Genomic DNA, 22,614 nt, shown 5'->3' with positions numbered 1-22,614 from the left:
TGGACTGCGAACGTTTAGTCATTCAAGAATCCCACCCGTAATTCCGTAAGGATTCGGGCTTGCGACTTTAGTCGTGGGAGTCTCAAACTAACTGTAATAAATATATATTTTGTACAGGAAGGAGAAATACACATATGCAGGCAGTTTCACAAAAAAATACAGTAGAAACACCGACGATATATCGAATATTATTTGCGATTAGTTTCGGACATTTTTTGAATGATTCGATGCAAGCAGTTGTGCCAGCGTTGTTTCCTATTTTGGAAAAAACGATGAATTTATCCTATATGCAAGTAGGGTGGATTGCGTTTGCGTTAAATATGACGTCATCGATTATGCAGCCGGTTTTTGGGATGTATTCAGATAAGAAGCCGTCACCATTTTTATTACCGCTCGGTATGTTTTCGAGTATGCTTGGGATGATTGGACTCGCATTTGCACCGAACTTTATAGTTGTTATTATTTCTGTTTTATTTATTGGATTAGGTTCCGCGGTCTTTCATCCGGAGGGCGCTCGTGTTGCTTACATGGCAGCCGGTGCAAAACGAGGTTTAGCACAAGCGATTTATCAAGTGGGGGGAAATACAGGGAATTCTCTAGCACCTATTTTTACAGCATTAATTTTCGTTCCGCTCGGTCAAATTGGTTCTTTAGGTTTTACAGCCTTTGCAGCAGTAGGAATTGTATTACTAATTTTCGTATCAAATTGGTATAAAAATGAATTAGCCACTGGTGCTGTAAGAAGGAAAAAGAGGGCTGCACTTGAGGCTGAAAATGCGATTGTAAGTACGCACATTAAATTTGTTATTATACTTCTTGTTTTTCTAACATTTGTACGTTCTTGGTACGGTGCTGGTATCGGGAATTTCTATCAATTTTATTTAATAGAGCATTACGGTTTATCTATAAAAAATGCACAGTATTTCGTCTTCGCTTTTATGATTGCTGGTGTATTAGGTACTTTCTTTGGTGGTCCGCTAGCGGATCGATTCGGTAAGAAAAAGATTATTGTCTTTTCGATGCTCGGTTCAGCGCCGCTTGCACTATTGTTACCTCACGTTTCTCTTATGTGGGTTGTACCGTTATTTTTATGCATTGGATTTATTAGCTCTAGTAGTTTTAGTGTAATCGTTGTATATGCACAAGAACTTGTTCCAGGGAAAGTTGGAATGGTGTCAGGATTAATTGTCGGTCTTGCGTTTGGTCTTGGAGCATTAGGTGCTGTAGTCCTTGGGAAATTAGCTGATATGTATAGTCTTCAATTTATTATGCTATTATGTAGTTGTTTACCATTAATTGGACTTACTTCATTGTTACTGCCAAATGACAAGAAAACGATAGAATAGGGGATGTGCTATGAAATTATGCGAAAACGTTACAGAATTAATAGGAGATACACCTGTCGTCCGATTATCTAAATTTATTCCAGAAGACGCAGCGGATGTGTATGTGAAACTAGAAATGTTTAATCCATCACGCAGTGTGAAAGACCGTGCTGCTTATAATTTACTTCACGTTGCGGAGGAGAATGGTCTCATAAAACCAGGAGATACAATTATTGAACCGACAAGTGGAAATACAGGAATTGGCTTAGCGATGAATGCAGCTGCTAAAGGATATAAAGCGATTTTAATTATGCCAGATAATATGTCTAAAGAGCGTATTAATTTATTGAAAGCATACGGCGCAGAAGTAGTTTTAACACCAGCAGAACAAAGAATGCCAGGAGCAATTGCAAAGGCGGTAGAGTTACAAAAAGAAATTCCAAATAGTTTCATTCCGCAGCAATTTGAAAACCCAGCAAATCCGAATATTCATCGTTATACGACTGCGCTTGAAATTTATGAGCAAATGGATGGAGAGCTTGATGCATTTGTAGCAACCGCAGGAACAGGTGGAACAATTACAGGGACAGGTGAAACATTAAAAGAGAAACTACCAAACTTATATATTGCAGTAGTAGAACCGAAAGGATCACCAGTGTTATCTGGTGGTGTTCCAGGCCCTCATAAACTAGTAGGAACAAGTCCTGGTTTTATTCCAAAAAACTTAAATACAGAAGTGTATAACGAAATTATTCAAATTGCGGATGAAGAAGCGTTAACTACAATGAGAAACTTAGCAAGACAAGAAGGCTTATTAGTAGGGCCATCTTCAGGAGCTTCTGTTTACGCAGCAATTATGATAGCGAAGCGTCTAGGTGCTGGTAAAAAGGTTTTATGTATTGCACCTGATACAGGGGAACGTTATTTAAGTATGGGGCTATTTGAATAAAAGTGATGAAAACGCCTTAATAGTAAGGATGAAAATCCTCTATTAAGGTGTTTCTTTTAGAAAAATAGAGAATGGATGAGTGGGGAGAATGACAATGAAACTATTGAAACTGACATACGAATATCGCGAACAAATTATGGAGTATAGGCAGGCATTTTTACATTCAGGAGAACAACCACACGGCAGTAGTTCTTTACAAAATTTTGATTCTCTTGATGAATGGTTTGAAAAAGTGAGTATACAAGAAGTAGGAGAAAACTTACCATCTAATCGAGTGCCGTCTAGTCAGTTTTTAAGTATTGAAAAAGGAGAACTTATAGGTTTTGTGAATATTAGACATCGATTAAATTCAGAATTATTACTGGAAAGCGGTCATATCGGTTATAGTGTCCATCCGAATAAACGTCGCCTAGGTTACGCGACAAAACAATTGAAACTTGCATTAAGTGAAGCGCAAAAATTAGGGTTGAATAAAGTGTTAATAACTTGTGATAAAGAAAATATTGGTTCTGCTAAAACAATACAAAAGGTTGGCGGTGTGCTAGAAAATGAAGTAGTTTCTTCTAATTCTGGAGAAATTGTTCAGCGTTATTGGGTAGAAATATGATTTAGTGGAAATTTGAAAAGGTAATATAATGTTTAATATCGAAATAGATAAATGAAAAGTAAGGGGAGTACTGCAGTTTTAGGGGGAAATGCAATGGGATTAAAAGAGAAAGCGATAGAGATGTCGGAGATTTATAGGCAAAACCAGAAAGTCGAAGCTATTATTTTAGCAGGATCTGTAGCTAGAAAGTTAGAAGATGAACATTCAGATATTGAATTACATATTTTATGGTCAGCACCGCCAGAGGATGAGGATCGTCAAGGACCTATTAATAATATTGGTGGAACGATTTTGTCATATCATCCTTACGAGGAAGAAGAATGGTCGGAAACATATTTGACGAAAGAAGGAATTAAACTAGAGATTAGTAATTTTTTAACAGTGACAGTAGAAAAGGTTGTTTCAGAAGTTATAGAGCAGCATGATATAAATTATGAGAAACAATGTATTGTATCATCGGTTCATGATGGTGTGAGTTTGTATGGAGAAGTGAAAGTACATGCTCTAAAAGATAGAGTTGAAGCATTTCCAGAAGAACTGGCGAAAAGGATGATTTCAGAAAACCTTTGGTTAAGCAATCGTTGGCATAATCGAGAGGCGCTTTTAAAACGAAAAGACTGGCTTATGCTTTATGATGTTATTTGTGAAGTACAAAGGGATTTATTCGGTGTTTTATTCGGTTTGAATAGAATGTACGTGCACCATCCTGCATTTAAATGGATGGCTTATAATGTAGAGCGTATGAATATTAAACCTGAAAATCTATATGAGCGTATGGCGGATACGCTGATAGGGGAACCAGAGTATAGTGTACAGGAGTTAGAAGTGTTGATCGAAGAGGTATTACATTTAGTAGAACAATATGCTCCAGAATTAAATATTGCTGAACAACAAAAGCGCATTCAATATGCGAAGTAAAAAAACAAGAGATGTAACAACGCGTTACATCTCTTGTTTTTTTATTTTACTAACTTTCCTAATACAGGTAATCGTCGAATCCTATCACCGAGAATATGCGAAGCAAGTCCACTCGTTAATACGAATAAAAGATAAACAAGTCCTCCTGCTGATGCGCATATAAATACAATAATCAGTGATTCTACATAAGATTGGCCAGGAATAATCCAGCTTATAAATGCTCTTAATACGATCACAACAGCAGACATTGCTGCGGAGTAAATCGTAATAAGAAATACTGTTTTTGCTGTTTCGCCAATTTTAAATTTCGCAAACTTAACGATGTAGTACAACATAATAATATTTGAAACGAGATATCCAAGAATTGTTCCAAGTACAGCACCATGTCCACCGAATAAATGTAAGAGCGGTGTGTTCACCACAATTTTAACGAGAATACCGGCTGAGAATGCAATCATTGTTTTTCTTTGATAATCAATTCCTTGTAATATAGCGGCTGAAACTGTGAAAATTGCACTTAATACAGCAGAAGGTGCAAATGAAATTAAATATTGTGATCCACCAAGTGCAATTTCAGGATTTACATAAACCATGCGGAATGCATCGTAAGCGATACTAGCTAAACCGAATGCGGCTGGGATAGTGAAGAATAACAACACTTGAAATATCTTTGAAATTTGTCCTTGTAATTCATCTAGCTTCCCGCTTGTAAATGATTTCGTTATAGCCGGAATAATTGTTAATGAGAATCCAGTTGCAAGTGAAGCCGGAATCATAATTAACTTTTGGGCATAGTTCGTTATATAAGCGAAAACTGCATTCGCGGTTTCTAAAGGTTCTCCCATCGCTCTAAGGACATCAGCTACGGTATATTGATCTACTAACGTATAGAGCGGGATTGCAATGCCTACAAATACAATTGGAATTGCATAACGTAGTAATTCCATATAAATACTTCTTAACGGAATGTTTGATGATCTCGTTTTCAGCTCACCTTCAGGAGGTTTTAATCCATTATATTTTTTCCAGTACATCATTAAAATAGAGACGCTTGCAAGTGCCCCGATAACAGCACCAAATGTAGCAACTGCAACAGAAGAAGCTACTGAACCTCCTAATAGTTTTGAGACGATAAAACTACCAACTAAAATGAAAACGACACGTGCGATTTGTTCTACGACTTGAGAAACAGCACTTGGTTTCATATGTTGAAAACCTTGGAAATAACCACGTGTAACACTCATAGCTGGTACGATAATAAGCGCGAAGCTTAATGCTCGCATTGTAAGTGTTACGTCTGCGATAAATTGTGGATCTGGTGTTTTCGAGCGAATAATAAATTGTGATATGTACGGTGCTCCAATAAATAAAGTTAAAAATCCTAAAAAGCCCATAAACATCATTAATTTTACGCTCGAGTTATACAATTTTTTACTTGTACTATAATCACCAAGTGCATTATGTTTTGCAACAAATTTTGAGACGGCAATAGGAATACCAGCTGTTGAAAAGCTTAATAAAATACCGTACCAAGAGTATGCGTATCCATATAAAGCGACCCCTTGCGTTCCAACTAATAATTGAAAGGGGAAAAAGTATATAAAACCTAAAATTCGTGAAATCATTGTTGCACCACTTAATAAAGCGGTACCTTTTAAAACTTTTGAAGTAGACAAAATTCTTTCCTCCTACTCGTGCTGTCTTGCATTTATCGTATACTACTATAAACCTGCTAGAGAAGTTAATACAGTATAAACCATAAATGTTCTAATACTATTCATACAAAAGTCATATTTTGAATTTTTAAATAGAATGTAATGCATAAAATTTCAAAATATAAGTTGACACTATTTTTAATGTATGATAAAAATGATAGTAATCAATTCGGAAAATAATATTTGGGCAATGAAAGGGTATAGTAGTGAATATCTCCCTATTTCAGAGAGCTGATGGTTGGTGTGAATCAGTATATAGATTATTCATGAAGTTCGTCCTGGAGCATCTTTCATAAATCTCACATTATGAGGAAATGAAAGACGGTAGTTTATACCGTTATCAAATAAAGTGGTGAAGATTGTTTCACAACTAGGGTGGTACCGCGATATTTATCGTCCCTACGTATTTACGTAGGGACGTTTTTTATTTAGGTCCTAATTTTGGTGTGGCTTCATAACTAGGGTGGTACCGCGATATTTTATCGTCCCTACGTATTTGCGTAGGGACGTTTTTTATTTAGGTCCTAACTTTGGTGTATCTTCATAACTAGGGTGGTACCGCGATATTTTTGTCGTCCCTACGTATTTACGTAGGGGCGTTTTTTTATTATTAGGGAGGAAGTGAACGTATTAGAAAAGAGTATGGATAGAACAATATAAATACCGGATTGTAAAACAGAAAAAGATAAAGAGAGGAGATTAACAAATGAATTCACAGCAATGGACATCGAAATTAGGTTTCGTATTAGCTGCAGCAGGTTCAGCGATTGGTCTTGGAGCGATTTGGAAGTTCCCGTATATGGCCGGAATTGGAGGAGGCGGCGCGTTCTTCCTTATTTTCATCGGTTTCACATTATTAATTGGTTTACCGCTATTATTAGCTGAGTTCGTTATCGGAAGAAGTACACAAAAAGAGGCCGTTGATGCATATAGAGAAATCGCACCAAAAACATTATGGCCATGGTTAGGGAAGTTAGGGATTGTAACATGTTTCATATTACTTTCTTTCTACAGTGTTGTAGGAGGATGGATTATATTATACTTATGGAATGCAATTACAGGTAGACTATGGGAAGGAAATGGAGCATACGAAGCTACGTTTGGTGAAATCATTTCCAATCCGTATTTAGCAGTTGGATCACAGCTATTATTCATCCTTATTACTATTTTCATCGTAAGTAAAGGTGTACAAAATGGTGTTGAAAAAGTAAATAAATATTTCATGCCAGCGCTATTCGTTTTATTCTTCGTATTAATTGTTCGTGCACTTACGTTAGACGGTGCTGGAGAAGGAGTTCGATTCTTCTTACAACCTGATTTCTCAAACGTAACATCAGAAATCATTTTATATGCAATGGGGCAATCGTTCTTCTCGCTATCCGTCGGTGTAGCCGTTATGGTAACGTATAGCTCATACTTACCGAAAGAAGAAAGTTTACCGCGTTCAGCATTTTCTATCGTAGCTTTAACACTTGTTATTACATTACTTGCAGGGCTAGCGATTTTCCCAGTTGTATTCGCATTTGGAATGGAACCATCTCAAGGGCCGGGGCTATTGTTTATAGTACTGCCAGCTATTTTCAGTAAAATGGCGTTCGGGAAATTATTCTTCATTGTTTTCTTATTACTATTCTTCTTTGCTACTATTACATCAGCAATTTCGATGTTAGAAATTAGTGTTGCGTCTTTAACAACTAAAGGTAAAAGTAAAGGGAAACGTGAAAAAATGGCATTAATTGTTGGCTTGTTAATCTTTGTTGTAGGGGTTCCATCAGCCTTATCATTCGGTTTGTTAAGTGATGTGAAACCATTTGGGAAAACAATTTTTGATTTAGCAGACTATGCGGTTAGTAACATACTAATGCCACTTGGTGTTTTATTAGTTTCCATCTTTGTCCCTTTAAAAATGAAGAAAGATGTATTAATGAAAGAACTTGGTGTAAGTAAAAATAAAGGCTATAAACTGTTCGTATTATGGTTATTCTTACTTCGCTATATTGCACCAATTGCGATTATTATCGTATTCCTAAATGTACTTGGAATTATATAAAAAGAAAGGTAGCGTATCGCTCTATGATACGCTACCTTTTTATCCCGTATTAACGGGCAGTAAGACCCCCGCCTCAAAACTCAGCGAAAGCGAAGAATTTAGGTGGGGGATCAACTGCCCGTAAAAGCCCGATTGATTAAAGTTTCACTTTATTTTGCTCTTTTTTGTAATTCGTTTACTGTTACGAACTGATAGCCCTTCTTAGATAAAGAGTCTAAAATACCTTCAATGGTCTGTAAATTTTCATTAGACTCATCATACATAGAGTGCAGTAAAATGATAGAACCTGGTTTTACATTTTTATTAACATATTCAATTTTATCAGCTGTAGATTTATAAAAAGTATCAGGTTCAAGGTCCCATGTGATTGTTTCGATATTGTTTTTATTTAAATAATAGGGCAGACCAATTAGCTTTTTACCGTTAGGTGGTCTAAAATCAATTTCATCTGTATATCCTGTTTGACGGATTATCGAGTTCGTTTTTTCTATTTCTTCTTTAATAAAAGAAGGAGTTTTGAAAACCATTCTGTTATGAGAGTATGTATGGTTTCCAATTTGGTGTCCAGATTGTACGATATCTTCTCCTAACGATAGGTTTTTCTCTAGTTCATTTCCGGTTAAAAAGAAAGTAGCTTTTGCATTGTATCGATCTAGTAGCGGTAATATTTGTTTTACATTGTTAGTAGGACCATCATCAAAAGTTAAAGCAATCACTTTTTCATTTGTTTCTACTCGGTTTGTTAAACCTCCAAACAATTGAAAACTTCTTGCGTTCATCAATTTGTATGTTCCGAATAATGCTACAGTAATAATGAATAATGTAACGATTGTAATGATAATATTCTTTTTCATAACGCAACCTCACTATACTTTTGGATTGGACTAAAAAGTATTATATCAAACTAAGTAACTTCGTGCTTTAAAAAGGATGTGGATGCAAGGGGAAGAAATTTATCATATAATAAAATGCAAAAGGTATATTAGGAGGTGTTTATATGGCGATTATAATTCAATTGCCAGACACTGCAGCGTCTCATGCAAAGCCAAGTATGGAAATGGCGATACTTTGCGTGGGGTAGACAAGTAATATACAATCGCCTAAATGAGCTCGTATCATTTTTTATATTTGGCTTTGCACCTTATTGAAATGAACCATAAAAAATAAGGGGCGAGCAGAAATGAAATACGTTAAAGCTGCGACGGTTTTACCAGAAAGTTTAATTGCTGAAATTCAAAAGTATATACAAGGTGAAACAATTTACATTCCAAAACAAGAAACAAAACATTATAAATGGGGTACACAATCTGGAGGAAGAAAACAACTAGATGAAAGAAACAAAGCTATTAAAGAAGCGTTTAAAAGTGGAATTTCCATTCATCAACTTGCGGAGGAGCATTTTCTTTCCGGAGAAACGATTAAAAAGATTGTGTATTCTAAATGAAAATAAAAGAGTCTAGTTCAATTATTAAATTGAACTAGACTCTTTTTGTTTTGTATCTATTGGATATGAATGGGCAAGATAATAGAAAAAATGTGCCGGCTTTTTACTAAATAGAATATAGAGCATTTGAGTGAAAAGCAGAAAGGTGAGCATATATGAATCATCTAGGACAAATAACGATAGAACTATTTTTTGGTTTTTTTGTGCTATTGATTGCTACTAAAATATTAGGGAAGACACAAATATCTCAGTTAACGCCATTTGATTTTATTTCTGCCATAGTTCTCGGAGAATTAGTAGGAAATACTATATATGATCCGGAAATAAAAGTATGGTCTATTGTATATGCAGTACTTGTATGGGTAGTGTTAATTTATACAATAGAAGTGATAACGCAAAAATTTAGAGGGACGAGAAGTTTTTTTGAAGGCTCTCCGTCAATCATTATCCGTAATGGATATATTGACCGGGAACAACTAAGTTCAAATCATTTGGATATTAATCAACTACAACAAATGCTAAGACAACAAAAAGATATATTTTCAATCCGAGAAGTTGAATATATGATTTTGGAACCTAATGGAAACATAAGTGTTCTGAAGAAAAGCAAATATGAATCTCCTACTATAAATGATTTAAGTTTAAAACATAAACCTGTATACTTACCGATTTCATTAATTAGTGATGGTAAAGTAGTGAAAGATAATTTGAGGGAAGCAGGTTTTGATGAAGGATGGCTTTATAAACAAATAAAGCAAAAAGGGATTACTAAATTTGAAGATGTATTATATGCAGAATGGAAAACAGATGATGGTTTCTTTTGTCAGGAAATGCCTCGGTAGAACATAGTCAGAGTATGTAATGTTCATTTCTAAGTTATCTTTTACATATCAAAAAGCTGAATCATTGTATACAATAAGACTAGATCAACAATTTGCATGGAGTGATAAAGATGGAAGCTTTTATTAGAAGTGATCAATACAATTTTATAAAGTCACAAGCTTATATTTTAGCAAATGGACATGCGACGGCAAATGATAGAGGTGTAATTCAAGCGTTAAAATCACTTGCGATTGAAAAGATAATACATGTATTTGAGAATTTAACGGATGAACAGAAAGAGTTAATTGATACGGTATTAACAGTTCAAAATAGAGAAGATGCAGAATCGTTTTTAATGAAAATAAATCCGTATGTCATTCCGTTTCAAGAAGTTACAGCACAAACATTAAAAAAATTATTTCCTAAAGCGAAAAAATTAAAGCTCCCTGATATGGAAGAACTGGACATGAAAGAATTATCTTATTTAAGCTGGATTGATAAAGGGTCAAGCAGGAAATTTATTATAGCGAAAAATGATAAAAATAAGTTTGTTGGTCTGCAAGGGACGTTCCAAAGTTTAAATAAAAAGAGCATTTGTTCATTATGTCATGGACATGAAGAAGTAGGGATGTTTTTAGTTGAAATTAAAGGTAATATACCAGGAACTTTTGTGAAAAAGGGAAACTATATTTGCAAAGATGGTGTAGCTTGTAATCAGAATATGAAATCACTTGATAAATTGAACGATTTTATTGAACGATTGAAGAAATAAAGAAGGAACCTCTAGTATTTAAACTGGAGGTTTTTATTTTTTTTAAGAAGTAATAGTAGTCTTTTTCGTAGATGTAGATTTATAAAAAGTCAGATCATTTATAATAAAATTTGATGAAAATATTTATTTTGATATGGTTGCTTATATACAAGGAGGTAAAACATGAATTACATTTCACCGAAAGAAGAGATATTAAAAATGAAACGGTGGCCTAAAGATACGATAGCAGCGGGGCGTGGTCATACTGTTGCTCTTAAATTGGATGGCACGGTGGTAGCAGTGGGGCGAAATAAAGAAGGTGAATGCAATGTAAGCGGCTGGCGTGATATTGAAGCGGTCACGGCGGGTAATGTTCATATGGCGACGAACACGGGTAATGCTCATACAATCGGTCTTAAATCAGACAGTACTGTGACAGCTGTGGGCTGGAATAAGCATGACCAATGCGATGTAAACGATTGGCGCGATATTGTAGCGATAGCGGCGGGGTGGCGTCGTACTATTGGTCTTAAATCAGATGGTACGGTGGTAGCAGTGGGACGAAATAAAGAAGGCGAATGCAATGTCAGTGGCTGGCGTGATATTGTGGCGGTTGCAGCAGGCGACTGGCATACTATCGGCCTTAAATTGGATGGTACGGTGACGGCTGTGGGTAATAATCGGTATGACCAATGCAATGTCAGTGGCTGGCGTGATATTGTGGCGATAGCGGCAGGCTATCTTCATACAGTTGGTCTTAAATCAGAGGGCACAGTGACGGCTGTGGGTAATAATAAACATGGCCAATGTGATGTAAGTGGCTGGAGGGATATTGTGGCGATAGCGGCAGGGAGTAATCATACAATTGGTCTTACATCTGACGGCATAGTGACGGCTGTGGGTAATAATAAACATGGTCAATGTGATGTAAGTGATTGGCGCGATATTGTAGCGATAGCGGCGGGTTGTGCCCATACAGTCGGTCTTAAATCAGACGGCACGGTGGTAGCAGTGGGTGATAACGAATATGGCCAATGTGATGTAGGCAGTTGGCGCGGTATTCGAATGCCTAGTAATTAGTTTTAACAGCAATTGTTTTTTTTAGTGTATGGTACCTTTTTCAAAGATAAAAATGCACCGTGCTTTAGAGTGAAGCACGATGCGTTTTTATTATTTTTTTTGCCAATTTTCTTTAATGAAATCTTCACGACCAGATTCTTTTTGCTCGGTAGCATATTTCTCTGGATTCTTTTTATAAAAGTGTTGATGGTATTCTTCGGCTTCATAAAAAGGTGCAGTAGGACGAATTTCAGTCACGATAGGATCTTTAAACATACCGCTTTCTGCTAGAGTTTGCTTCGATTTTTCTGCAAGCTCTTTTTGTGTTTCATTATGATAAAAAATTGCTGTGCGGTAAGATGGACCACGATCGAAAAATTGTCCGCCGTCATCAGTTGGATCAATTTGTGGCCAATATAAATCTAGTAATTTTTGATAAGGAAAAATAGAAGGATCGAATGTAATTTGTACAACTTCTAAATGCCCAGATGTTCCAGTCTTTACTTGTTCGTATGTTGGGTTTTCTACATGACCACCTGCATAGCCGGAAAGTATTTTATGAATACCAGGAAGTTCATCAAATGGTTTTACCATGCACCAAAAACAACCGCCTGCGAAGGTTGCGAGTTCGTATGTTTTTTCAGACATTGCTGTAATCCTCCTAAATGTATATGTTTTATATAGTATTATATAAATTGTTTTATTGCGCAATAAAAAAGATTTGAAAATATATGTTTTTTATAAACAAGATCCTCCGCTAACATCAATTAATTGTCCAGTAACCCAGCGGCTGTCTGGAGAAGCAAGAAAAGCAGCAGTATCGGCAATATCTTCTACTTCACCTAAGCGATTGAAGGCGGAAATAGTAGTAGCGTACTGTTTCATCATTGGGTCGCTCAATAGTTCTGCGTTCATATCTGTTTTAATAAAGCCTGGAAGTATTGCATTTACTGTTATTCCTCGTGCTCCGAGTTGTTTTGCAAGCGTGAAAGTCATCGTGTTAATTGCACCTTTCGTCATACTATATGCAACGAAATCAGGCAAAGAAATGCGGGTGGCAGCTGATGAAATATTAATAATTCGGCTATTATCACGTAAACGTGGTAGTGCTTGTTGAATGATAAAGAATGGTGCTTTTGCATTTACTGAAACCATTCTATCAAAAAATTGTTCAGTCGTTTCTTCAATAAAAGCACCAGGACCGATTCCAGCGTTGTTTATTAAAATATCAAATTGTGTTCCACCAGTTCTTTTTTGTAATTCGTTATCTAAAGAAATATACAGGTTGTCTACACCGTGTAAAGATTCAAGATTTGCATCGATAGAAAAAGCTAATCCGCCATTTGATTGAATTTCATGAACAGTTTCTTCAGCATCTTCTTTTCGATTTCCATAATGAACAGCAACTAATGCACCGTCGTTTGCTAACCGTTTTGCGATAGCACGCCCAATTCCTCGGCTTGCTCCTGTAACTAATGCTATTTTTCCTTTTAACATAGTTTTCTCATCTCCTCATAAATTTTATATGTTTTTAAGTTGTTTTTCTTTATGTAGTAATGCGAACATACTTAAGTAATATATGAGTATGTGTAAGAAGTTCATTCCGATTTTGTTTTGAGAAAAAATAAATAGATTTCTAGTGAATAGAATGAATTTTAATTTTTTTCTAAAAACATGTTGACAATGAAAAGAACCGCGTCCTATAATACGTGTAACAAATAAAAGTGAATTGAGAATTTTCTAACTTTATATGTTGTATATGCAAAGAAGAGGAAAGTAGATGATTATGGTCGTTTCAGAGAGCTACTCCTAGGCTGAGAGAGTAGTAGCAATCGAATCATTGAAGATCACCTCGGAGCATCGCTTGCGAAAGGGAAACTGAGTAGAGGGCGGCGGCATCGTCTCCGGTAAAAGGACGGAGGTCTGATTGGACCTATGAAGCTTATATTTCGTGAGAAGTATAAGGAAGCTGAGTGGTAACGCGAAACTCTCGCCTCAGCAATCAAAGCTACTAATTTGTAGTAGTTGATTGCTGAGGCGAGAGTTTTTATTTTAAAAAATAGAATAAAAGAATGCGAGGAAGAGGAGAGTAAATGATAAAGATTGTTTCAGAGAGCCGCCCAAAGGCTGTGAGGGTGGTAACAATTGAATCATTGAAAATCACCTCGGAGCACTGCTTTTGAAGTTAGTAAAAAGTAGCGGAGTTGTTTCCGATAGAAAAACAAAAGTCTAATTGGACTTGCAGAGCTTATATTTCGTGAGAAGTGTAAGGAAGCTGAGTGGTACCACGAGTCTCTCGTCTCAGCAATGGATTGCTACAAGTGTGTAAGTAATCGATTGTTGAGACGAGTATATTTTTAAGGTTAGTATACTGAATATTCTGTTAAAAATACTCATCTCAGCAATCGATATAGAAATAGATTGCAAAAACAGAGATAAAACAGAGGAGCGATGTGAGATGGGAAACCAGTCCATCTATATGAATGGGGAATTTGTAGAGAAAGAAAAGGCAGTTGTTTCAGTATATGATCACGGTTTTTTATACGGAGACGGTGTATTTGAAGGGATTCGTAGTTACGGAGGAAATGTATTTTGTTTAAAAGAACATGTGAAACGATTATATGAATCGGCGAAATCTATTTTACTTACAATTCCAATGACGGTAGATGAAATGGAAGAAGCAGTTGTACAAACATTGCAAAAAAATGAATACACGGATGCCTACATTCGATTAATTGTTTCAAGAGGAAAAGGTGACTTAGGGCTCGATCCGAGAAGCTGTGTGAAACCGAGCGTAATTATCATTGCAGAACAATTAAAGTTATTCCCTCAGGAATTTTATGATAATGGACTAAGCGTTGTGTCTGTTGCATCAAGACGTAATACGCCAGACGCATTAGACCCACGCATTAAGTCAATGAACTATTTAAATAACGTGCTTGTAAAAATTGAAGCGGCACAAGCGGGAGTGCTAGAGGCTCTTATGTTAAATCAACAAGGATATGTTTGTGAAGGGTCTGGAGATAATGTTTTCATTGTGAAAGATGGAAAAGTGTTAACACCTCCTTCGTACTTAGGGGCGCTAGAAGGTATTACGAGAAATAGTGTGATTGAGTTATGTGAGCGTCTAAGTATTCCATGTGAGGAAAGGCCATTTACTCGCCATGACGTATATGTAGCAGATGAAGTGTTTTTAACAGGAACTGCAGCGGAACTAATTCCTGTAGTGAAAGTAGATTCAAGAGAAATTGGAGATGGAAAACCAGGAGATGTAACAAAAAGATTAACCGAAGAATTTAAAAAATTAACGAGAGAAAGAGGAGTACGTGTTCCAGGATTGGCGGCAAGTTTAGCGTAAATAGGGAGAGGAGTTAATTAAAATGGAGGAACAGTATACAGCATGTGATGAACTGCAGAGTGAAGAAGCTACAGGTGCTGGACACGTTATTCAATGTTTGAAGAAATTAGGTGTAACGACCGTTTTCGGTTATCCAGGCGGAGCGATTTTACCAATATACGATGCGTTATACGAAAGTGGTTTAAAGCACGTGTTAACTCGTCATGAACAAGCTGCAATTCATGCAGCGGAAGGATATGCGAGAGCTTCTGGAAAGGTTGGGGTAGTCTTTGCTACCTCTGGCCCAGGGGCGACGAATTTAGTTACGGGTTTAGCAGATGCTTATATGGATTCGATTCCTTTAGTTGTCATTACAGGGCAAGTTGCAACGCCTTTAATTGGTAAAGACGGATTTCAAGAAGCGGATGTTGTCGGAATTACAGTACCTGTTACGAAGCATAATTACCAAGTTCGTGATGTAAATCATTTATCACGAACTGTGCAAGAAGCTTTTTACATCGCCGAAAGCGGGCGACCGGGACCGGTATTAATCGATATTCCAAAAGATGTTCAAAATGCAAATGTAATATGTTTCTTTAATGAAGAAGTGGAGATTCCAGGATATAAACCAGAACCTTTGTCAGACAGTTTGAAACTGAGGGAGGTAGCAAAATCAATTTCAAAAGCAAAACGCCCACTCCTTTATATCGGGGGAGGCGTCATTCATTCAGGCGGATCTGAAGAACTCATCAAGTTTGCGAGGGAGAATCGTATTCCAGTCGTTTCAACTTTAATGGGACTGGGTGCATATCCGCCGGGAGATCCGTTGTTTTTAGGAATGCTCGGTATGCATGGAACGTACACTGCAAATATGGCAGTAACAGAATGTGACTTATTACTGGCGTTAGGTGTTCGTTTCGATGATCGTGTAACAGGAAAATTAGAACTTTTTTCTCCGCATTCGAAAAAAGTACATATTGATATTGATCCTTCTGAGTTCCATAAAAATGTAACTGTAGAGCATCCGATTGTTGGTGATGTGAAAAAGGCGCTACATATGCTATTACATATGTCTATTTATTCACAAACAGATGAATGGCTTCAGAAAGTGAAGAAATGGCAAGAAGAATATCCACTTTCATATAAGCAAAAAGAATTTGAGTTAAAACCACAGCATGTTATCAACTTAGTAAGTGAATTAACGAATGGTGAAGCGATTGTCACGACAGAGGTAGGACAGCATCAAATGTGGGCTGCTCACTTTTATAAAGCGAGAAAACCACGGACTTTCCTAACATCAGGGGGATTAGGGACGATGGGATTTGGTTTTCCAGCAGCAATTGGTGCTCAGCTTGCAAAAGAAGAAGAACTTGTCATCTGTATTGCTGGTGATGCTTCTTTCCAAATGAACATTCAAGAGCTGCAAACAATTGCTGAAAATAATATTCCTGTCAAAGTATTCATCATAAACAACAAATTTTTAGGAATGGTAAGGCAATGGCAAGAAATGTTTTATGAAAACCGTTTGTCGGAATCGAGAATTGGGTCACCAGATTTTGTGAAAGTAGCAGAAGCTTATGGTGTAAAAGGGCTAAGAGCAACAAATTCGTTTGAGGCGAAAAAGGTAATGCTAGAAGCATTTTCTCATGAAGGTCCTGTCGTAGTTGACTTTTGTGTAGAAGAAGGTGAGAACGTTTTTCCGATGGTTCCGCCAAACAAAGGGAATAACGAAATGATTATGAAGAGGTGGGAAGAATGAGTCATACTTTTTCATTAGTTATTCATAACGATCCGAGCGTCTTATTACGTATAAGCGGAATTTTTGCTCGGCGTGGTTATTATATTTCTTCTTTAAGCTTAAACGAAAGAGATACAAGTGGTGTTTCTGAAGTGAAACTAACAGCAGTTTGTACTGAAAATGAAGCAACGTTACTTGTCAGTCAGTTGAAAAAATTAATCAATGTACTGCAAGTAAATAAATTATAAGGAGTGTATGGAATATGAAAACTTATTATGAGAAAGATGCAAATTTAGAGCTATTAAAAGGGAAAACAGTTGCGGTAGTCGGATATGGATCTCAAGGTCATGCACAAGCACAAAATTTACGAGATTCTGGTGTGGAAGTTGTAGTTGGTGTTCGTCCTGGTAAGTCATATGAAGTAGCAAAAGCTGATGGATTTGAAGTAATGTCTGTTTCAGAAGCGGTTCGAACCGCACAAGTTGTACAAATGTTATTGCCGGATGAACAACAAGCGTATGTATATAAAACAGAAGTAGAAGAGAATCTTCGTGAAGGACAAATGTTACTTTTCTCACATGGTTTTAATATTCACTTCGGACAAATTAATCCGCCAAGTTACGTAGATGTAGCGATGGTCGCGCCGAAAAGTCCAGGTCATCTCGTTCGCCGTGTATTCCAAGAAGGAAATGGTGTCCCAGCATTAGTCGCAGTGCATCAAGATGCAACGGGAACAGCATTAAGTGTAGCACTAGCGTATGCAAAAGGTGTAGGTTGTACACGTGCAGGTGTAATTGAAACGACATTCCAAGAAGAAACAGAGACAGACTTATTCGGTGAGCAAGCAGTACTTTGCGGAGGAGTAACAGCACTTGTGAAAGCTGGTTTTGAAACGTTAACGGAAGGTGGATATCGTCCTGAAATTGCATACTTTGAATGTTTGCATGAATTAAAGTTAATTGTTGATTTAATGTACGAAGGCGGATTAACGAGTATGCGTCATTCTATTTCAGATACGGCAGAGTTTGGAGATTATGTAACAGGATCGAGAATTGTTACAGATGAAACGAAGAAGGAAATGAAACGTGTTCTTACAGAAATTCAGCAAGGTGAATTTGCGAAGAAATGGATTTTAGAAAATCAAGCAGGGCGTCCAACGTATAGTGCGATGAAAAAAGCAGAACAAAATCATCAGCTAGAAAAAGTAGGAGCAGAGCTTCGTGAAATGATGAGCTGGATTCATGCACCGAAAGAATTAGTAAAGAAATAGATTAATAGAGTATAAGTGAAAAATATGTAAGAAGGGATTTGACAAGATGAGAAGTGACATGATTAAAAAAGGTTTTGATAAAGCTCCGCATCGTAGTTTATTAAAAGCAACTGGTTTAAAAGATGAAGATTTTGATAAACCATTCATAGCAATTTGTAATTCTTTTATTGAAATTATTCCAGGTCATAAGCACTTAAATGAGTTTGGGAAACTTGTTAAAGAAGCAGTACGTGCAGCAGGCATGGTTCCATTTGAATTTAATACAATTGGAGTAGATGACGGTATTGCGATGGGTCATATCGGTATGCGTTATTCGCTTCCGAGTCGTGAAATCATTGCAGATTCAGTAGAAACAGTTGTAAATGCACACTGGTTTGACGGAATGATTTGTATTCCAAACTGTGACAAAATTACACCAGGTATGATGATGGCTGCACTTCGAATAAACATTCCAACTGTTTTCGTTTCAGGTGGTCCGATGGCAGCGGGGAAAACATCTAAAGGGGAAGTTGTCGATTTAAGTTCTGTTTTTGAAGGGGTAGGAGCCTATCAATCTGGGAAAATTTCAGAAGAAGAATTAAAGGATATTGAAGATCATGGCTGTCCATCTTGTGGTTCTTGTTCCGGTATGTTTACAGCGAACTCTATGAACTGTTTATGTGAAGTGTTAGGTTTAGCTCTTCCTGGTAACGGGAGTATTTTAGCGATTGATCCAAGACGTGAGGAGTTAATTAAACAAGCAGCAGAAAAATTAAAAATTTTAATTGAAAGAGATATTAAACCACGCGACATTGTAACAGAAGAAGCAATTGATGATGCGTTTGCACTTGATATGGCGATGGGTGGATCAACGAATACAGTATTACACACGTTAGCACTCGCACAAGAGGCGGGGTTAGATTACGATATGAACCGCATTGATGCAGTTTCAAGGCGTGTACCGCATTTATGTAAAGTAAGTCCAGCTTCTAATTGGCATATGGAAGATATCGATCGCGCAGGCGGGATTAGTGCAATTTTGAAAGAGATGAGCCGAAAAGAAGGGGTACTTCACCTTGATCGTATAACTGCTACTGGGCAAACATTAAGAGAAAACATTGCTCATGCAGAGATTCAAGATAAGGAAGTTATTCATTCTCTAGAAAATCCTCATAGTGAAGAAGGAGGATTACGTATATTAAAAGGAAACCTTGCGAAAGACGGAGCGGTTATTAAAAGCGGAGCAACAGAAGTAAAACGATTTGAAGGACCTTGCGTTATTTTTAATTCACAAGATGAGGCGCTTGCCGGCATTATGCTTGGGAAAGTTAAGAAAGGAGATGTAGTTGTTATTCGCTATGAAGGACCAAGAGGCGGACCTGGTATGCCGGAAATGTTAGCACCAACATCAGCAATTGCTGGTATGGGATTAGGAGCAGATGTTGCACTTTTAACTGATGGTCGCTTCTCTGGTGCTTCACGTGGTATTTCGGTAGGGCATATTTCACCAGAAGCAGCAGCTGGCGGAACGATTGCACTTCTTGAACAAGGAGATATTGTATGTATTGATGTTGAGGAACGCTTGTTAGAAGTGAGAGTTAGTGATGAGGAATTAGAGAAGCGTAAAAAAGGGTGGAAACGACCAGAACCAAAAGTGAAAACTGGGTGGCTTGGACGTTATGCACAAATGGTAACATCGGCGAATACAGGTGCAGTTCTGAAAATCCCGAATTTTGATTGAGCCAATATAAAAAGAGATAAGGATGATATAAAATGGTGCAAAATGTAAAGGAGAGAGTGAAAATTGAAGATATCTTAATGGCTCATAATTGCATGAAAGATATCGTTATTAAAACACCGTTACAACGAGATTCAGTTTTATCTGAGAAATATGAATGTGACGTATATGTTAAGCGAGAAGATTTACAAGTTATTCGTTCTTTCAAAATTCGTGGTGCGTATAATTTAATTCAAAGTTTACCGAAAGAAAAGTTACAAAATGGTGTTGTTTGTGCAAGTGCTGGTAATCATGCACAAGGAGTTGCTTATACGTGTAATTTATTGAAGATTCCGTCAAAGATTTTCATGCCGACAACGACACCTAAGCAAAAAGTATCACAAGTTGAATTTTTCGGTGGTGATTTCGCAGACATTGTATTAGTTGGTGATACATTTGATAGTTCTTTCCAAGAGGCGCAGCGCTATTGTGTAGAAAATAGGATGACATTTGTACATCCGTTTGATGATCCGTATGTCGTTGCTGGTCAAGGAACAGTCGCTGTTGAAATTATGCATGATATGGAGAAACCAGTTGATTATATATTTACAGCAATTGGCGGTGGTGGATTAGCATCTGGTATTGGTACATATGTAAAGGGGGTTAGTCCTACTACAAAGGTAATCGGTGTAGAACCGATGGGAGCTGCATCTATGAAAGAAGCTTTTCTTCAAAATGAAAATGTTGCATTAGAAAAGATTGATAGTTTTGTTGATGGAGCAGCTGTTAAGAAGGTAGGAAAGTTAACTTTTGAAACATGTAAAGATGTAATTGATGATATTGTTTTAGTACCGGAGGGAAAGGTTTGTACAACGATTTTAGAACTGTATAAGAAAAATGCGATTGTAGCAGAGCCAGCTGGTGCGCTTTCTATTGCGGCACTTGATCTATACAGAGATGAAATAAAGGGAAAAACAGTTGTATGCACGTTAAGTGGTGGAAATAATGATATTGATAGAATGCAAGAAATGAAAGAACGATCCCTTATTCATGAAGGATTAAAGCACTATTTCATCATTGAATTTCCGCAACGTTCAGGAGCACTACGAGAGTTTCTTGATAAAGGATTAGGACCGGAAGATGATATTACTCGCTTTGAGTATATTAAGAAACATAATAAAGAAAATGGTCCAGCTTTAGTGGGGGTAGAATTAAAGCATAAGGAAGACTATGAAGCTTTAATTACTCGTTTTCAAGAAAATAACATTCAATTCGTGGAGCTTAATAAAAATCCTGTGCTGTTTGATTTACTTATTTAATAAAAGAAAAGAGTTAACATACAATTCTACTTGAAATAAAAAAGGTAGATACAAGCGGAGGGAAATCCTGCTTGTTCTATCTTTTTTATTCTTTGAAAGTTAAACGAAATACGCTCCATATTCAAGAAGGATAAAGCTAGTTAACCAAAAAAGTATTGCAATACGAATGATTACATACATTGTAAATTCAAAGGGAGTAAGTTTTCTCTCTCGCTTTATTTTTCTTAGAAGTCTAACAGAAAAAAATGAACATAAAAGCAGGATCGCTATAGATATTTTATACACGTTTTCTAACAGACTTATATTTTCTAATAAGTTTTTCAGCATATTCATCACCTATCCCGTAATGTATGTTACAGAGAAATGAATCTCGTGCTGTTTAGTTGCGTTTGTTTATTATTTTCCCAGTGTCATCAATTTCTACATCAGTTGAAACCGTTTGTAAATATTGCAGTGCTTTTTTCTTTTCTTCTTCATTTACAGGAGAAACTTGGTTGTTGCGAATGATGTAAGGATTGAATGACATTTGGACATCCTTACCTTTAAAGGTTAAAGTTAATACGCCTGTTTCGGCACTCTTTCCATTTACATAATTCGGGAATAAAAAGTTTCCTAACGAGTATGCGATAGGAACTTTATTGTAATACTCAAATCCTTGTAACCAATGCGGGTGACTTCCAACGATTGCATCAGCACCCGCCTCTACCATTTTCGGAACATATTGTTTCTGGTATTCTATTGGGCGATTAGATTTTTCGACGCCCCAATGCATATAGACGATTACATAATCAGCATCTTTCTTTTGCTCTTGAATCGTTTTTGTTACAAGATCTAGGTCATATCCGTTTGCAACGCCGGGTTTATTGTCACCAGCTACCCAATTAAAGTTGGGCATAAAGCGTACAAAGGAAAGAAATTTAAACTTTTTTCCTTTTACAGTTAGTTCACGAGCAGTATAAGCATCTTCAGCATTTTTTCCGGCTCCAGTGTAAGGTAGTTTTAATTTTTCGACGTGAGAAATGGTGTCTAGTAGTCCATCTTGCCCATAATCAAGCGTATGGTTATTGCCAATGTTCACGATGTCATATCCGGTGTTTTTAATGGCTTGTAGTGTGGATGGATCACTTTTAATCCAAAATTGTTGCCCAGGTACTTTTTTTTCTCTCGTTGTAAATGCTGACTCTAAATTAACAAAAGAAATATCAGCTTTCGTTATTTCTTCTTTTACGTGTTGGAATGGATAATCAGCCCCATTTTTTTCGATTACGGGACGTAATTGCCAATCGAACATTGTATCACCAGAGAAGGTGAGTGTGATTTCAGGGTCTTCGGTTTTCTTTTCGCTTTTTGAAGCTGTTTTACTAGATTTGTTTTGCATATCAGGTTTGTCTTTCGCTTTTGAAATAAAAGAGTAGTTGATTAATAAAACAATTGGTGTAATGAAAAAGGCTATTAACAGAAATCGTTTTAGTAAAGTTTTCATAAATACCTTCCCTTTTGAGTTTATCCCGCAATTAGATTAACAATGAATCTACTAAAGGCAATCGGTCTTTGTATAGTTACAAAAAAATAGCGGGTTATGTAGTGAAAAACGTTTGTTAATATTCACAATAT

Annotated in this window: 21 protein-coding genes and 3 other annotated features; of the genes, 15 read left to right on the top strand and 6 right to left on the bottom strand. The window is 36.7% G+C overall.

Annotation, left to right across the window (positions count from 1 at the left end; translation table 11 throughout):
- Window positions 1–134: 134 nt before the first annotated feature.
- The 4 genes from SB773_RS00765 to SB773_RS00750 all read left to right on the top strand — a co-directional run bounded on the left by SB773_RS00765 (window position 135) and on the right by SB773_RS00750 (window position 3,799).
- On the top strand, window positions 135–1,346 hold the full coding sequence (locus tag SB773_RS00765; protein WP_002168666.1) for an MFS transporter: 1,212 nt from the start codon (window positions 135–137) through the stop codon (window positions 1,344–1,346).
- Window positions 1,347–1,356: 10 nt separating this feature from the next.
- Window positions 1,357–2,274 (top strand): cysteine synthase A, encoded by a 918-nt coding sequence (gene cysK, locus SB773_RS00760; protein ID WP_002168665.1) that lies wholly within the window; start codon window positions 1,357–1,359, stop codon window positions 2,272–2,274.
- Window positions 2,275–2,368: 94 nt separating this feature from the next.
- The gene (locus SB773_RS00755; RefSeq protein ID WP_002186162.1) at window positions 2,369–2,881 is read left to right on the top strand and encodes a GNAT family N-acetyltransferase; all 513 of its coding nucleotides are present in this window, start codon (window positions 2,369–2,371) and stop codon (window positions 2,879–2,881) included.
- Between the two features lie 93 nt (window positions 2,882–2,974).
- Window positions 2,975–3,799, top strand: coding sequence for a DUF4037 domain-containing protein (locus SB773_RS00750; protein WP_002168663.1), 825 nt, complete (start codon window positions 2,975–2,977; stop codon window positions 3,797–3,799).
- A 41-nt stretch (window positions 3,800–3,840) separates the two neighbouring features.
- On the opposite strand, the gene SB773_RS00745 is transcribed toward SB773_RS00750, so the two are convergent.
- Complete coding sequence (locus SB773_RS00745) at window positions 3,841–5,475, bottom strand: putative polysaccharide biosynthesis protein (RefSeq protein WP_410588151.1); 1,635 nt, start codon at window positions 5,473–5,475, stop codon at window positions 3,841–3,843.
- A 220-nt stretch (window positions 5,476–5,695) separates the two neighbouring features.
- Window positions 5,696–5,918, top strand: a binding site (T-box leader).
- Window positions 5,919–6,220: 302 nt separating this feature from the next.
- Between SB773_RS00745 and SB773_RS00740 the strand changes: the two genes are divergently transcribed.
- Window positions 6,221–7,564 (top strand): sodium-dependent transporter, encoded by a 1,344-nt coding sequence (locus tag SB773_RS00740; RefSeq protein WP_002012165.1) that lies wholly within the window; start codon window positions 6,221–6,223, stop codon window positions 7,562–7,564.
- A 149-nt stretch (window positions 7,565–7,713) separates the two neighbouring features.
- Here SB773_RS00740 and SB773_RS00735 read toward each other — a convergent pair whose 3' ends face one another.
- Entirely contained in the window at window positions 7,714–8,418 is a 705-nt protein-coding gene (locus tag SB773_RS00735; RefSeq protein WP_410588149.1) for a polysaccharide deacetylase family protein, read from the bottom strand.
- A gap of 326 nt (window positions 8,419–8,744) precedes the next feature.
- Here SB773_RS00735 and SB773_RS00730 point away from each other — a divergent pair, with 326 nt between their 5' ends.
- From SB773_RS00730 to SB773_RS00715, 4 genes are all read left to right on the top strand, one after another.
- Window positions 8,745–9,008, top strand: a complete 264-nt coding sequence (locus tag SB773_RS00730; protein ID WP_002012161.1) for a CD3324 family protein — start codon at window positions 8,745–8,747, stop codon at window positions 9,006–9,008.
- A 155-nt stretch (window positions 9,009–9,163) separates the two neighbouring features.
- Window positions 9,164–9,850: a DUF421 domain-containing protein gene (locus tag SB773_RS00725; protein WP_410588146.1), complete on the top strand. Its 687-nt coding sequence runs from the start codon at window positions 9,164–9,166 to the stop codon at window positions 9,848–9,850.
- A 110-nt stretch (window positions 9,851–9,960) separates the two neighbouring features.
- Complete coding sequence (locus SB773_RS00720) at window positions 9,961–10,602, top strand: FusB/FusC family EF-G-binding protein (RefSeq protein WP_044440442.1); 642 nt, start codon at window positions 9,961–9,963, stop codon at window positions 10,600–10,602.
- 162 nt (window positions 10,603–10,764) lie between these two features.
- Window positions 10,765–11,661: an RCC1 domain-containing protein gene (locus tag SB773_RS00715; protein WP_410588144.1), complete on the top strand. Its 897-nt coding sequence runs from the start codon at window positions 10,765–10,767 to the stop codon at window positions 11,659–11,661.
- 90 nt (window positions 11,662–11,751) lie between these two features.
- Here SB773_RS00715 and msrA read toward each other — a convergent pair whose 3' ends face one another.
- Both msrA and SB773_RS00705 read right to left on the bottom strand, forming a co-directional pair.
- The gene (gene msrA, locus SB773_RS00710; protein ID WP_131245864.1) at window positions 11,752–12,288 is read right to left on the bottom strand and encodes a peptide-methionine (S)-S-oxide reductase MsrA; all 537 of its coding nucleotides are present in this window, start codon (window positions 12,286–12,288) and stop codon (window positions 11,752–11,754) included.
- A 90-nt stretch (window positions 12,289–12,378) separates the two neighbouring features.
- The gene (locus SB773_RS00705; protein WP_410588142.1) at window positions 12,379–13,137 is read right to left on the bottom strand and encodes an SDR family oxidoreductase; all 759 of its coding nucleotides are present in this window, start codon (window positions 13,135–13,137) and stop codon (window positions 12,379–12,381) included.
- A gap of 258 nt (window positions 13,138–13,395) precedes the next feature.
- Window positions 13,396–13,641, top strand: a binding site (T-box leader).
- A gap of 67 nt (window positions 13,642–13,708) precedes the next feature.
- Window positions 13,709–13,947, top strand: a binding site (T-box leader).
- Between the two features lie 151 nt (window positions 13,948–14,098).
- Here SB773_RS00705 and ilvE point away from each other — a divergent pair.
- The 6 genes from ilvE to ilvA are packed head-to-tail and all read left to right on the top strand — an operon-like array spanning window position 14,099 to window position 21,000.
- Window positions 14,099–14,998: a branched-chain-amino-acid transaminase gene (ilvE, locus tag SB773_RS00700; RefSeq protein ID WP_002168658.1), complete on the top strand. Its 900-nt coding sequence runs from the start codon at window positions 14,099–14,101 to the stop codon at window positions 14,996–14,998.
- Between the two features lie 22 nt (window positions 14,999–15,020).
- Window positions 15,021–16,736, top strand: coding sequence for an acetolactate synthase large subunit (ilvB, locus tag SB773_RS00695; protein ID WP_002126786.1), 1,716 nt, complete (start codon window positions 15,021–15,023; stop codon window positions 16,734–16,736).
- Entirely contained in the window at window positions 16,733–16,963 is a 231-nt protein-coding gene (locus SB773_RS00690) for an ACT domain-containing protein (protein WP_002126787.1), read from the top strand. Before ilvB ends, SB773_RS00690 begins: the two co-directional genes overlap by 4 nt.
- A gap of 14 nt (window positions 16,964–16,977) precedes the next feature.
- Entirely contained in the window at window positions 16,978–17,985 is a 1,008-nt protein-coding gene (gene ilvC, locus SB773_RS00685; RefSeq protein WP_002126790.1) for a ketol-acid reductoisomerase, read from the top strand.
- Between the two features lie 46 nt (window positions 17,986–18,031).
- Window positions 18,032–19,705: a dihydroxy-acid dehydratase gene (gene ilvD, locus SB773_RS00680; protein ID WP_002012150.1), complete on the top strand. Its 1,674-nt coding sequence runs from the start codon at window positions 18,032–18,034 to the stop codon at window positions 19,703–19,705.
- 32 nt (window positions 19,706–19,737) lie between these two features.
- Window positions 19,738–21,000 carry a threonine ammonia-lyase IlvA gene (gene ilvA, locus SB773_RS00675; protein WP_002012149.1) on the top strand — a complete coding sequence of 421 codons (1,263 nt, stop codon included), beginning with the start codon at window positions 19,738–19,740 and terminating at the stop codon, window positions 20,998–21,000.
- A gap of 99 nt (window positions 21,001–21,099) precedes the next feature.
- On the opposite strand, the gene SB773_RS00670 is transcribed toward ilvA, so the two are convergent.
- The gene (locus SB773_RS00670; RefSeq protein WP_012260734.1) at window positions 21,100–21,327 is read right to left on the bottom strand and encodes a hypothetical protein; all 228 of its coding nucleotides are present in this window, start codon (window positions 21,325–21,327) and stop codon (window positions 21,100–21,102) included.
- A 52-nt stretch (window positions 21,328–21,379) separates the two neighbouring features.
- On the bottom strand, window positions 21,380–22,483 hold the full coding sequence (locus SB773_RS00665; protein WP_002126792.1) for a CapA family protein: 1,104 nt from the start codon (window positions 22,481–22,483) through the stop codon (window positions 21,380–21,382).
- Window positions 22,484–22,614: the final 131 nt, after the last annotated feature.

This window comes from Bacillus sp. SIMBA_074 (genome assembly GCF_046534555.1).
Classification (GTDB): Bacteria; Bacillota; Bacilli; order Bacillales; family Bacillaceae_G; genus Bacillus_A; species Bacillus_A mycoides.
The sequence above is the reverse complement of the archived record's forward strand: the minus strand, read 5'-3'. Positions and strand labels throughout refer to the sequence as shown.